11 protein-coding genes and 1 pseudogene are annotated in these 12,350 nt (G+C 71.6%); 3 read left to right on the top strand and 9 right to left on the bottom strand.

Translation table 11 applies throughout. The annotated features are described in order from the left end of the window. Nucleotides 1–44 precede the first annotated feature (44 nt). Nucleotides 45–737 carry a metal-dependent transcriptional regulator gene (locus B5557_RS25020; RefSeq protein WP_079661558.1) on the bottom strand — a complete coding sequence of 231 codons (693 nt, stop codon included), beginning with the start codon at nt 735–737 and terminating at the stop codon, nt 45–47. Nucleotides 738–1,066: 329 nt separating this feature from the next. On the opposite strand from B5557_RS25020, the gene B5557_RS25015 reads away from it, so the two are divergent. Next, a complete protein-coding gene (locus B5557_RS25015; protein WP_079661557.1) occupies nt 1,067–1,822 on the top strand; it encodes an SIS domain-containing protein in 756 nt (251 codons plus the stop codon). A 23-nt stretch (nt 1,823–1,845) separates the two neighbouring features. Here the strand turns inward: B5557_RS25015 and B5557_RS25010 are convergent, their stop codons facing one another. Both B5557_RS25010 and B5557_RS25005 read right to left on the bottom strand, forming a co-directional pair. Then, nucleotides 1,846–3,315: a PAS domain-containing protein gene (locus B5557_RS25010; RefSeq protein WP_079661556.1), complete on the bottom strand. Its 1,470-nt coding sequence runs from the start codon at nt 3,313–3,315 to the stop codon at nt 1,846–1,848. Between the two features lie 103 nt (nt 3,316–3,418). Next, a complete protein-coding gene (locus B5557_RS25005; RefSeq protein WP_231976024.1) occupies nt 3,419–3,877 on the bottom strand; it encodes a GNAT family N-acetyltransferase in 459 nt (152 codons plus the stop codon). Nucleotides 3,878–4,467: 590 nt separating this feature from the next. On the opposite strand from B5557_RS25005, the gene B5557_RS25000 reads away from it, so the two are divergent. Then, the gene (locus B5557_RS25000) at nt 4,468–5,505 is read left to right on the top strand and encodes an isopenicillin N synthase family dioxygenase (RefSeq protein WP_079661554.1); all 1,038 of its coding nucleotides are present in this window, start codon (nt 4,468–4,470) and stop codon (nt 5,503–5,505) included. 25 nt (nt 5,506–5,530) lie between these two features. On the opposite strand, the gene B5557_RS24995 is transcribed toward B5557_RS25000, so the two are convergent. After that, on the bottom strand, nt 5,531–6,631 hold the full coding sequence (locus tag B5557_RS24995; RefSeq protein WP_079661553.1) for a citrate synthase 2: 1,101 nt from the start codon (nt 6,629–6,631) through the stop codon (nt 5,531–5,533). Between the two features lie 232 nt (nt 6,632–6,863). Here B5557_RS24995 and pdxH point away from each other — a divergent pair, with 232 nt between their 5' ends. Next, nucleotides 6,864–7,544 carry a pyridoxamine 5'-phosphate oxidase gene (gene pdxH / locus B5557_RS24990; RefSeq protein ID WP_079661552.1) on the top strand — a complete coding sequence of 227 codons (681 nt, stop codon included), beginning with the start codon at nt 6,864–6,866 and terminating at the stop codon, nt 7,542–7,544. Nucleotides 7,545–7,584: 40 nt separating this feature from the next. Here pdxH and B5557_RS24985 read toward each other — a convergent pair whose 3' ends face one another. From B5557_RS24985 to B5557_RS24965, 5 genes and pseudogenes are all read right to left on the bottom strand, one after another. Next, complete coding sequence (locus B5557_RS24985) at nt 7,585–8,151, bottom strand: hypothetical protein (RefSeq protein ID WP_079661551.1); 567 nt, start codon at nt 8,149–8,151, stop codon at nt 7,585–7,587. A gap of 54 nt (nt 8,152–8,205) precedes the next feature. Continuing rightward, entirely contained in the window at nt 8,206–8,853 is a 648-nt protein-coding gene (locus B5557_RS24980) for a TetR/AcrR family transcriptional regulator (protein WP_079661550.1), read from the bottom strand. Next, a complete protein-coding gene (locus tag B5557_RS24975) occupies nt 8,841–9,599 on the bottom strand; it encodes an enoyl-CoA hydratase family protein (protein ID WP_079661549.1) in 759 nt (252 codons plus the stop codon). The genes B5557_RS24980 and B5557_RS24975 overlap by 13 nt, the downstream gene beginning before the upstream one ends. Continuing rightward, nucleotides 9,596–11,163: pseudogene (locus tag B5557_RS24970) on the bottom strand (4-coumarate--CoA ligase family protein). Before B5557_RS24970 ends, B5557_RS24975 begins: the two are co-directional and overlap by 4 nt. A gap of 33 nt (nt 11,164–11,196) precedes the next feature. Further along, nucleotides 11,197–12,330, bottom strand: coding sequence for an acyl-CoA dehydrogenase family protein (locus tag B5557_RS24965; RefSeq protein WP_079661548.1), 1,134 nt, complete (start codon nt 12,328–12,330; stop codon nt 11,197–11,199). Nucleotides 12,331–12,350 lie beyond the last annotated feature (20 nt).

Below are 12,350 nucleotides of genomic sequence, written 5' to 3'. Positions count from 1 at the left end.
AGGACGCCACAACTGCCCCACGCACCCCATGAGTTGAACAATGCTCAGCGCTTCGCCACGAACACGTGGGACGCCACGTCCGACTGCAGCTCGGCCGCCTCGCCGCCGCTGCCGACCAGCACACCGCCCGCCGACTCCGTCACACTCACCACCGAGCCGGGCTGCACGCCCGCGCGGCGCAGCGTGTACATCAGCTGCGCGTCCGTCTGGATCGGCTCGCCGATACGGCGCACCACGACCGTCTTGCCGTCGGCGCCCGGATCGAGGTCCGCCAGCGACACCATGCCCTCGTCCAGGAACGGGTCCGCGCCGTCCTTCTCGCCCAGCTCCTCCAGACCCGGGATCGGGTTGCCGTACGGCGACTCGGTCGGGTGCCGCAGCAGCTCCAGCACACGCCGCTCCACGGCCTCGCTCATCACGTGCTCCCAGCGACACGCCTCCGCGTGCACCTGCTCCCACTCCAGGCCGATCACGTCGACGAGGAGACACTCGGCCAGCCGGTGCTTGCGCATCACGCGCGTGGCCAGCCGGCGACCCTCGTCGGTGAGCTCCAGGTGCCGGTCGCTGGCCACGGAGACCAGGCCGTCGCGCTCCATCCTCGCGACCGTCTGGCTGACCGTCGGACCGCTCTGGTCGAGCCGCTCCGCGATCCGGGCGCGCATGGGGACCACACCTTCCTCCTCGAGCTCGAGGATGGTGCGGAGATACATCTCCGTGGTGTCGATCAGTCCGGACATTCGTAGCCCCTCGATTAGCTCTGCCGAAGGCTGGACGGCTCTCCGGCGCGTGCGCTGGCCCTGAAGTCAATTCTGCCGGATACCACTGACAAGCGTGCCGCGCCGCTGAAACGAGGCGGTTACATCAGGGTGCGGCACGGGGCGCGGCACGGCGCGCGGCGACGGAGCGAGGACGGTCGCCGACTCCGCTTCCCCGCCGTACCCGGCCGCCTCTCCGCCCTCGTCCCCATCACCGTCCCCGTCGTATTGACAGGGCGCTGGTCCAGACCGCACGGTGATCCGCGACCCGGGAACGGACCCGGACCCGACACGGCAAAGGGGCCCCTCGGATGAGCGACCGCAAGCTCGCCGCCCAGTTCTTCGACGCCGCGATCACGCTGCTGCAGCGGGCCCGCGACGAGGAGGCCGAGGCCGTCGAGGCCGCCGGAACGCTCCTCGCCGACACCGTGGCCGACGGCGGCCGCCTCTTCGCCTTCGGCGCCGGCCACTCCTCCCTCGCCGCCCAGGACATCGTCTACCGCGCGGGCGGCCTCGCCCTGATGAACCTGCTCGCGGTGCCGGGCGTCGTCGGCGTCGACGTCACACCCGCCACCCTCGGCTCCGCCCTGGAGTGCGTCGACGGCCTCGCGAGCGCCGTCCTGGACACCTCGCCCCTGCGCGCGGGCGACGCCCTCGTCATCGTCTCGCTCTCCGGCCGCAACGCCCTGCCCGTGGAGATGGCCCAGAACGCCCGCACCCTGGGCGTGAAGGTCATCGGCGTGACCTCGGTGGCATACGCCTCACAGACGACGTCCCGGCACAGCTCCGGAACGTTCCTCAAGGACCACTGCGACATCGTCCTGGACTCGAAGATCACCGTCGGCGACGCCGAGCTCACCCTCGACGCGGTCCCCGCTCCGTTCGCCCCCGCCTCCACGGTCGTCACCGCCGCCCTCCTCCAGGCCGTCATGGCCACCGCGGCCGGCGCCCTCGCCGACCGCGGCATCGAGCCCCCGCTCCTGCGCTCCGGCAACGTCGACGGCGGCCACGACTGGAACGGACGGATCATGGAGGAGTACCGGGACCGGATCTTCTACCGCCGCTGAACGCGCCGCGGCACGCGCGCGTGTCAGCCGCGGTCGGCCGGGGCGGCCAGGTCGGCCAGGTCCAGGGCCGTCGCTATGCGGACGGCGACGTCCTCGGCGTAGTTCGCGTCGGAGCGTTCGAAGGCGGTGCGGCCGGCGCCGCGCAGGAACGTCACGACGCCCATGGTGCGGCCGCGGCTGCGCAGCACCGCGCACAGCGCGTACACCGTGTCCTCGGGCCACTGACGCGCCCGTGCCCACTCCCGGGCCTCGTCCGCCGGGACGGAGCCCACGCCCGCCCGCACGGAACCGGCCCGCGCCACGCACTGCAGCGCCGGATGCCCGTCGCCGTAGCGGACGGGCAGGCCCGCGTGTCCGGTGAGCGCGCTGGGGCCCGGACCGCCCGACGGCGTGGCCGCGGCCCGCATCAGCCGCGCCGGCCCCGCCCCCTCCGCATCGGCCGACGCCTCGCCCATCACCCGGTCGACCAGGGCGTGGTCGGCGAACCCGGCGAGCGCGAAGTCGAGGTGGACGGTGGCGGCCTCGGCCGGGTCCTCGCACTCGGCCGCCGCGCGGGCCGCCCGGTGCAGCTGGTTGGCGCGGAAGCGCAGCATGGCGGCCTCCTGCTCGCCCTGCTTGGCCTCCGTGACGTCCTGGAAGAGCCAGCCGACCCCGAGCGGCACCGGCTCCTCGGCGAGCGGCGAGGCCAGCCGCAGGAAGCCACTGCGCCAGCAGCGCCGCTTCTCGCCGTCCGGGGTGCGCACCCCGACCCACAGCTCGGCGGGTGCGGGCGGGGCGCCCTCGGCGAGGACGTGCGTCAGCGCGTTCTCCAGCTCCTCGGCGCCCCGGGTGAGCAGTTCCCCCAGCGGGCGGCCCAGCACGGCCGTACGGCCCGTGCCGAGCGCGCGGGCGGCGTGCGCGTTGACGACGGCGGGGCGCAGGTCGGCGTCGACCAGGACCACCCCCCAGGAAGCGTCGTCGAAGAGGGCCTCGCTGAGCGCGATGGAACGTTCCAGGTCGATCTGCGCATGCACCTCGCTGAAGGCGCAGTAGAGCCCGGCGGGCTTGCCGTCCGGGCCGTGCACGGCGGCGGACTGCGTCCGTACGAGCACCCTGCCGCCGTCCTTCGTCAGCAGCGCGAACTCGTGCACCTGACGGCCCGGCGCGTGCATGGCGGCCATCAGCCGCCCCTCGATGTCCTCGGCGTCCGCCTCGCGCACGGCCCAGCCGGCGAAGCCGTGCCGTCCGACGGCCTCGGCCGCGCTCCAGCCGAGGATGCGCTCGGCCTCACGGTTCCAGTGGGTGACCACTCCGTCGCCGTCGAAGGCGCACAGGGCCGCGTCCATGCCGTCGAGCAGCGCGGCGAGCAGGTCGGCGCCGTCCGGGCCGACCGGTCCGGCCCCGGTGTGCGCGCCCTCCGGGGTCTCCGGGCCGTCCTCGCCCGACCGCTCGGGCTGCTCGGGCTCGTCCGGCCCCAGCTCGTCGGTGGTCCCACTACGCCGGGAAGCACTCACCTGGACCCCCTGCAGGTTCGCTCACTTGCCCTCATTCAACTCGAACGTGACGCAGCCCACATATGATTCCCGCAAGATTGCCGAGGAATCGTCGCACCGGGCTCTAGTGAGGGTGGGGCATGAGCCGCAGGTCGACCCATTCCGCCGTCTCGCCGTCGAGCACATACCGCTCGACCTCGACGAACCCACGCGCCCGCGCGAACCGCAGCCCGCCCTCGTTGACGGCCAGCACGCACGTCTCGACCACCCGGGCGCCCAGCACGCGCGCGTGGGCGAGCGCGTGCTCGTACAGGGCAGCCCCGTACCCGCGGCCCCGGTACTCGGGCAGCACGCGCGCGATGACGGTCGCCACCGCCTCCTCGCCCTCGGGCGGCCGCACGGTCGAGCATCCGACGAGGACGTCACCGACGTAGGCGTTCTCCAGGCGGTACCGCCCCGCGCGCTCACGCACCTCGCCCAGGGACATCGCAGCCGGCGGCACGATCGTGTTGTGGACGTGCCGCCACTGCTCCAGCGCGGCTTCCCCGACGACGGCCTCGACACACAGACGAAGATCACTCACGCGAGCAGGGAATCGCCTCCCGGTCCGCCGGGTCAACATCCCGGAAAAAAACACTTGAGCGACCGAAGACGGGTTCTTAAGGTGTGGCGTACCGAATGAAGGGAGGTGGTCCGAAGCATGTATGCACACCGGACGTCGGAGGTGGCTGCGGGCTGATGGCCCGTCGCCCACTGAGTGCGGTGCCGGACCAGCGCGTGTGAGTCGCGCGCAACCGGCCAATTCAACGCAGTCACCCGACCCGCGAGTCGCCGGTACGTCCGGCCGGCCCTCCTCCGGGAGGACCCGACTCGCGGGTCGTCTGCTTTCCCGGGCCCGGGCCCGCGTCCGCAAGGTTTGCGGGGCGTGAGGCGGGACACGTGCGAATTTTTTGACAGGCAGTACTCTGGGCGCATGCTTTCGCTCGTTCGACGCCGCCATGTGGACTACGTCCGCGTCACGAGCATGGGCTGTCGACGCTCCATCTGAGCCCGTCCAGCCCCTTCGCGGTTCACCGCCGCCGCGTTTTCGCACTTTCCTTTCTCCGACCGCCCGGCACCCGTGCGCCGCCCCACCCACGGCGGCCACAGGCCCCGCACACCCACGGACGCATCATGACGAACGTGACACCCCTCGCGACGAACCCGCCGTATCAGCAACTGCCGATCATCGATCTCTCCGCCGCCGACCGCGGGCCCCAGGCGCGGGCGCTGCTGCATGCGCAGTTGCACAGTGCCGCGCACGACGTGGGGTTCTTCCAGCTGGTCGGGCATGGGGTGAGCGCCGAGGAGACGGAGGAGCTGCTCTCCGCCATGCGGCGGTTCTTCGCGTTGCCCGAGGAGCAGCGGCTCGCGATCGACAATGTGAACTCGCCGCACTTCCGTGGGTACACGCGGACCGGTGACGAGCGGACCGGCGGTCGGCAGGACTGGCGGGATCAGCTCGACATCGGGGCGGAGCGGCCCGCGCGGATACCGGGGCCGGGTGAGCCCGCGTACTGGTGGCTCCAGGGGCCCAATCAGTGGCCCGCCGGGTTGCCCGAGCTGCGGAGTGCCGCGCTCGCCTGGGTCGAGCGGCTCAGCGGTGTCGCGGAGCGACTGCTGCACGAGCTGCTCGCCGCGATCGGGGCGCCGGTCGACTTCTACGACGCGGTGTTCGGGGAGCGGGCGCATCCGCATCTGAAGCTCGTGCGGTATCCGGGTAGTGCGGGGGACGGGGGCGGTCAGGGGGTGGGGGCTCACAAGGACTACGGCTTCCTGACGCTGCTGCTTCAGGACCGGGTGGGCGGGCTCCAGGTACAGCGGGAGGACGGGCTGTTCCATGATGTGCCGCCGCTGGAGGGGGCCTTCGTGGTGAATCTCGGGGAACTGCTGGAGGTGGCGACCAACGGGTATCTGCTCGCCACCAACCATCGGGTCGTGTCGCCGCCGAGCGCGGTGGAGCGGTTCTCGGTGCCGTTCTTCTACAACCCGCGTCTGGACGCCCGGGTCGAGCCGCTGCCCTTCCCGCACGCCGCCGCCGCGCCCGGCGTGACCGACGATCCGGCCAACCCGCTGTTCGCGGAGTACGGCTTCAACGAGCTGAAGGGCAAGTTGCGGGCGCACCCGCTGGTGGCCGAGCGGCATCACGCGGAGCTGCTCAGCCCCGCGTGATCACCTGCACGGCCCGTGGTGCGGCTCAGCTCGCGATGTCGTCGTAGCCCTCGATCTCCTGGGGGTTGCGGGTGCCCGGGCCGATGTAGCGGGCCGACGGGCGGACCAGGCGGCCGGTGCGCTTCTGTTCCAGGATGTGCGCGGACCAGCCGGCGGTGCGGGCACAGGTGAACATCGAGGTGAACATGTGTGCCGGGACTTCGGCGAAGTCCAGGACGATGGCCGCCCAGAACTCGACGTTCGTCGCCAGGACGCGGTCCGGGCGGCGGGCGTGGAGTTCGGCGAGGGCGGCCTTCTCGAGGGCTTCGGCGATCTCGAAGCGGGGTGCGCCCAGTTCGCGGGCGGTGCGGCGCAGTACGCGCGCGCGTGGGTCCTCGGCGCGGTAGACGCGGTGGCCGAAGCCCATGAGGCGCTCGCCCTTGTCGAGGGCCTGTTTGACGTAGGCCTCCGCGTCGCCGGTGCGTTCGATCTCCTCGATCATGCCGAGGACGCGGGAGGGGGCGCCGCCGTGCAGCGGGCCCGACATGGCTCCCACGGCGCCGGAGAGGGCCGCGGCGACGTCGGCGCCGGTGGAGGCGATGACGCGTGCGGTGAAGGTGGAGGCGTTCATGCCGTGTTCGGCGGCCGAGGTCCAGTAGGCGTCGACGGCCGCCACATGCTTGGGGTCCGGTTCGCCGCGCCAGCGGATCATGAAGCGTTCGACGACGGACTGGGCTTTGTCGATCTCCCGCTGCGGGACCATGGGGCGGCCTTGGCCACGGGCGGACTGGGCGACGTAGGAGAGGGCCATGACGGCGGCGCGGGCGAGGTCCTCGCGGGCGTGCTCGGCGTCGATGTCGAGGAGAGGTTTGAGGCCCCAGACGGGTGCGAGCATGGCGAGCGCGGACTGGACGTCGACGCGGATGTCGCCGGAGTGGACGGGGATCGGGAAGGGTTCGGCGGGCGGCAGTCCGGGGTTGAAGGCCCCGTCGACGAGCAGCCCCCAGACGTTGCCGAAGGAGACATGGCCGACCAGGTCCTCGATGTCGACGCCCCGGTATCGCAGGGCGCCGCCCTCCTTGTCCGGTTCGGCGATCTCCGTCTCGAACGCGACGACTCCTTCGAGCCCGGGTACGAAGTCGGACATCAGGCGGCTCCTCGTGATGTGTGCGACGGACGGCTCCGGTGGATCCGCGGTCCTGGGGGACTCGCGGTCGTGGGCGGCCACCCCAGTGATGCCCCGTGGGGCGGACGGTCACCCCACTGGGATGGCATCTGCACCATATCCCTGAGTGCCACCTTTGGGGAGTGGTTGCGGCACTCAGTGCCACCTTCGATGGTGTGGGGTGCGGTGGTGGGGCATACGGCAGGATGACCTTGTGACCGACGCAGACGCCGTCTCTCCCGGCCCCGTTCCCGACCCCGCCGCGATGCGCAAGCAGTACCGGGCCGAGGGGTTCACCGAGGCCGAGCTGGCCGCCACGCCGGTGGAGCAGTTCGCCCGCTGGTTCAAGGACGCGGCCGTCGAGGCCCAGCTCTTCGAGCCGAACGCCATGGTCGTCTCCACCGCAGACGCCGAGGGGCGGCCCAGCTCCCGTACGGTGCTGTTGAAGCAGTTCGACGAGCAGGGTTTCGTCTTCTACACCAACTACGACTCCCGCAAGGCCCTCGATCTCGCCGAGAATCCGTACGTCTCGCTGCTCTTTCCGTGGCATCCGATGGCCCGGCAGGTCATCGTGCGGGGCGTGGCGCGGCGTACCGGGCGGGACGAGACCGCCGCGTACTTCCGGACCCGGCCGCACGGCTCGCAGCTCGGGGCGTGGGCCAGCGCCCAGTCGTCGGTGATCGCCACCCGGGCCGACCTCGACGCCTCGTACGCCGAGCTGGCGGCCCGCTACCCGGAGGGCGAGCAGGTGCCGGTGCCACCGCACTGGGGTGGTTTCCGGGTGGCGCCGGAGTCGGTGGAGTTCTGGCAGGGCCGACTGAACCGGCTGCACGACCGGTTGCGGTATGTGGCGGAGGCGGACGGGACCTGGCGGGTGGAGCGGCTCAGTCCCTGAGGCGGCCTGAGGCGCCCTGAGGCGGTGGCCCCTCGGGGCGTCAGACCTTGCCCGGCAGGAACGCCGTACGGCGCCCGCCCAGCAACTCGCCCATTCGGGCGCGGAAGTCCTCGCTGAGCGTGGGCCAGTTCCAGAACTGGAAGCCGAGGTGGACGAAGGCCAGGTGGTCGTCGGTCCAGTCCCACTCGGGCAGTGGGGCGGACGCGGCGCAGAAGGCACACTCGGCGTCGGCCGTGCCCGTTTCGTACCAGACGTCCATCACGGTGGACATGTGCGACGACCAGACCGGGTCGTCGGGATCGGCGGCCGTCCCGCAGCGCGGGCAGATCGCCGTCGCCCCCTGGTTGGTGTTGAAGTTGCTGTAGAAGACGTGCCGTTCGGTGTGGACGGCGACGCCCTCCGGAGCGCCCCAGCGGGCGTGGGTGACCGCCTTGTGCCAGTTGGGGCCGGGTGGGTGGGCCGGGTCGTCCCCCAGGGCCCAGCCGGGCTCCGCCTCGGCGAGCACGATGCCCTCGGCCACGAGCCACTCCACCACGGGCCGGGCGAGGCTCGGTGCGTCCTGTGGACCCGCGTAACGGTCGACGATCGTCTGGTAGGTGTCCCCCATGCCCGAACCGTAAGCCGTGCCACTGACAACGGGCCCGCCGGCCGACGTGGGCGATCAGCCCAGCGTCTGCTCCAGCAGCCCCGCCCACTGCGCCACCACCCGGTCGCGGCGCGCCGCGTCGTCGGTGAGGAGGTTGGCGAGGCCGAGGCCGCGGGCCATGTCCAGCAGGCCCTGGACGGTCTCGCGGACGCCGGGCGCGGTCTCGTCGGCGCCGAGCAGTTCCACGGCTATGCGGTGGGTTTCGCGGCCTACGCGGGCCTCCAGTTCGGTCACGCGCGGGCGTAGTGGTTCCTCGTTGGAGGCGGCCACCCACAGGTGCAGGGCGGCGCGGAAGAGGGGGCCGGTGTAGAGGTCGACGAGGGCGGTGACGACCGCGCGGCGATCGCCGGTGGCGCCCTGGGGGAACAGTGCGCGCAACGCGCAGGAGCGTTCCTCGGCGACGTACTCGACGGCCGCGGTGAACAGGTCTTCGCGGGTGGGGAAGTGGTGCTGGGCGGCGCCCCGGGAGACGCCTGCGCGTTCGGCGACGACCAAGACCGTGGAGCCTGCCCAGCCGTGTTCGGCGAGACAGGCGACGGCGGCTTCCAGGAGCCGCTGCCGGGTGGCGCGGCTGCGGTCCTGCTTGGGGGCCCGGTCGGCCGGGCCGCGGTCGCCGGGGCCGCGGTCGCCGGGCAGATGTGCGGCTGTGGTCACAGCACCCATGGGGGATCCCGTCGTTCGAGGAAGGCCGCCATTCCCTCGCGGGCGTCGCGGCCGGCGAACAACGAGGCCGAGAGCCAGGTCATCGAGCCCACGTCCTCGACGAACGCCTCCAGCACCTTAGCCGTGAGCAGCTTCTTCGTCCTGGCCAGGGCTTTGGGTGAGGCCCGCCGCAGGCCGTCGAGGACGGGTGCGAGGGCCTCGTCGAGGTCGGTGTCGCCGGCGGACTGGGTGACGAGGCCGATGCGGGCCGCTTCGGCGGCGCCGAAGGTCTCTCCGGTGAGGCAGTAGCGGGTGAGGGCGCGTGGGTCGACGCGGGGCAGCAGGGGCAGCGAGATGACGGCGGGCGCGACTCCGATGCGTACTTCGGTGAACGCGAACGTCGACGTCTCGGAGGCGATCGCGATGTCGCAGGCGCCGAGCAGTCCCAGGCCGCCCGCCCTGACGTGCCCGGCGACCCGGGCCACCACGGGCTTGCGCAGCTCGAGGATCTGCTGGAGCAGTCCGGGTACCGCCTTGGGGCGCGGCGGGTCCTTGAGGTCGGCGCCTGCGCTGAAGGTGTTGCCGGTGTGGGTGAGGACGACGGCGCGTATGTCGTCGTCCTTGTGGCAGTTGGTGAGCGCGTCGGTCAGTTCGGTGACGAGGGCGTGGGAGAGGGCGTTGCGGGTGGCGGGCGAGTCGAGGCTGAGGGTCTCGATGCCCCGTTCACGGGTGCGGCCGATGAGGGGCGCCGTCCTGGGTGTCGTCATGCGCGTTCCCTCAGTTGCCGGCGGAGTATCTTCCCGGAGACGGCGCGCGGCACGGTGTCGATGAAGGTGACCTCGCGGACGCGCTTGTAGGGGGCGACGCGTTCGGCGACGTACATGGCGATCTCTCCTTCGGAGAGGTCGGGGGAGGTCGGCTGGCGGACCACGTAGGCGTGCGGGACTTCGTTGCCGTCGTCGTTGTAGACGCCGATGACGGCGGCGTCCGCTATGCCGGGGTGGGTGAGCAGGAGCGCTTCGAGTTCGGCGGGGGCGACCTGAAAGCCCTTGTACTTGATGAGTTCCTTGACGCGGTCGACAACGAACAGCCAGCCGTCGGCGTCGATGTGCCCGACGTCGCCGGTGTGCAGCCAGCCGTCGGCGTCGATCATGGCGGCGGTGGCGTCGGGGCGGCCCAGGTAGCCCTTCATGATCTGGGGTCCCCGGATGAGGATCTCGCCGGGTTCGCCGACGCCGAGGTCCTTGCCGGGGTCGTCGAGGGAGACGATGCGCATCTCGGTGCCGGCGATGAGTTGCCGACGGTGCCGGCGGGGGCTTCGCGCATGGCGTCGAGCGGGACGACGTGGGTGCCGGGGGACAGTTCCGTCATGCCGTAGGCCTGGCCGAGGGGCGGCAGGTCGAGGCGTTCGGCGCAGGCCGCGGCGAGTTCGGCGTCCAGGGGTGCGGCGGAGCAGATGACGTATCGCAGCGACGACAGGTCGTACTGGGCGACGGCCGGGTGTTTGGCGAGGGCGAGGACGATCGGCGGGGCCACGTAGAGGGCGGTGATGCGGTGGGTCTGGATGGCCGCGAGGAACGTCTCCAGGTCGAAGCGGGGCAGCACGACGACGGTGGCGCCCTGGCGCAGGGGTGCGTTCATCAGGGCGGTGAGGCCGTAGATGTGGAAGAAGGGCAGTACGGCGAGGATGCGTTCGCCGGGGCCCGCGGAGATCACCGCCCGTAGCTGGTCGAGGTTGGTGGCGATCTGCCGGTGGGTGAGCATGACGCCCTTGGGGGTGCCGGTGGTGCCGGAGGAGTAGGGCAGGGCCGCGACGTCCGCCGTCGGGTCGATGTCCACCTGTGGCTCGGGGGCTGTGGAGCCGAGCATGTCGATCAGCGAGCGGTGTCCGCTCGCGTTGTCGCAGACGAAGATCTCCTCGACGCCGCCGGCGAGTTCGGCCGCGCGCCGGGCGGTCTGGAGCAGGGGTGAGACGGTGACGATCCAGCGTGCGGCCGAGTCGCCGAGCTGTTTGGCGAACTCCTCGGCGGTGGCGAGCGGGTGCACGGTGGTGACGGTGGCGCCCGCGCGTGTGGCGGCGTAGAACGCGATCGGGAACGCGACGGTGTTGGGGCTGTGCAGGGCGAGGACGTCGCCCTTGCGGACGCCGGCGTCGGCGAGTGCGGCGGCGACCCGGCGGTGGAAGCGGTCCAGCTGGTCGTAGGTGAGGGTGGTGCCGTCCGTGCCGTCGACGAGCGCGGGCAGTTCGCCGAACTCGGCGGCGCGGCCCAGCACGGCGTCATGGATGGGGAGTTCTACGTGCGGGACGTCTGCGTACTCGCTGCGGAACACGGTTCCTCCAAGGCGGGTCGGTACCCAGGCGGGTCAGTACGACTTGGGCAGGCCCAGGGTCTGGTGGGAGACGTAGTTGAGAATCATCTCCCGGCTCACCGGGGCGATACGAGCCACCCGGGAGGCCGTTATCAGCCGGGCGAGGCCGAACTCGTGTGTGAGGCCGTTGCCGCCGAGGGTGTGCACGGCCTGGTCGACCGCTTTCACACAGGCCTCCCCGGCCGCGTACTTGGCCATGTTGGCGGCCTCGCCGGCGCCGATGTCGTCCCCCGCGTCGTACAGGTGGGCTGCCTTCTGCATCATCAGGCGGGCCAGTTCGAGGTCGATGTGGGCCTGTGCGAGGGGGTGTGCGATGGCCTGGTGGGCGCCGATCGGGGTTTTCCAGACGGTGCGGTCGCGCGCGTACCGGATCGCTTTGGCGAGTGCGTGGCGGCCCATGCCGATCGCGAACGCGGCCGTCATGATGCGTTCGGGGTTGAGGCCGGCGAAGAGCTGCTGCAGGCCGGCGTCCTCGTCGCCGACGAGTGCGTCGGCGGGGAGCCGTACGTCGTCCAGGGTCAGTTCGAACTGTTTCTCCGTGCCGTGCAGTTCCATGTCGATGCGGCGGCGGGTGAAGCCGGGGGCGTCGCGTGGGACGATGAACAGGCAGGGCTTGAGGCTGCCCGTGCGGGCGTCTTCCGTGCGGCCGACGACCAGGGTGGCGTCGGCCATGTCCACGCCGGACACGAAGACCTTGCGGCCGGTGAGCAGCCAGTCGCCGCTCGCGCTGTCGCGGCGGGCCGTCGTGGTGATGCGGTGGCTGTTGGAGCCGGCGTCGGGTTCGGTGATGCCGAAGGCCATGAGGCGGGAGCCGTCCGCCAGTGCGGGGAGCCACTGCTGTTTCTGGGTTTCCGTGCCGAAGCGGGCGATCACGGTGCCGCAGATCGCCGGGGAGACGATCATCATGAGGAGGGGGTTGCCCGCGGCGCCCAGCTCTTCCAGGACGAGGGAGAGTTCGGCGATGCCGCCACCGCCGCCGCCGTATTCCTCCGGCAGGTTGACGCCGATGTAGCCGAGCCCCGCGGCTTCCTGCCAGAGGGTTCTGGTGTCGTGGTCGTGGCTTTTCGCGAAGGCTGACACCGCTGCTCGGAGTGCCTTGTGTTCGTCGGTTTCGATGAGGGTGGTCATGGTGGCTCCTTGAAGGTGCG

The sequence above is a fragment of the Streptomyces sp. 3214.6 genome (assembly GCF_900129855.1).
In the GTDB taxonomy this organism is placed as follows: domain Bacteria; phylum Actinomycetota; class Actinomycetes; order Streptomycetales; family Streptomycetaceae; genus Streptomyces; species Streptomyces soliscabiei.
Note: the sequence above shows the minus strand (reverse complement) of the source record. Positions and strands in the feature narration are given on the sequence as shown.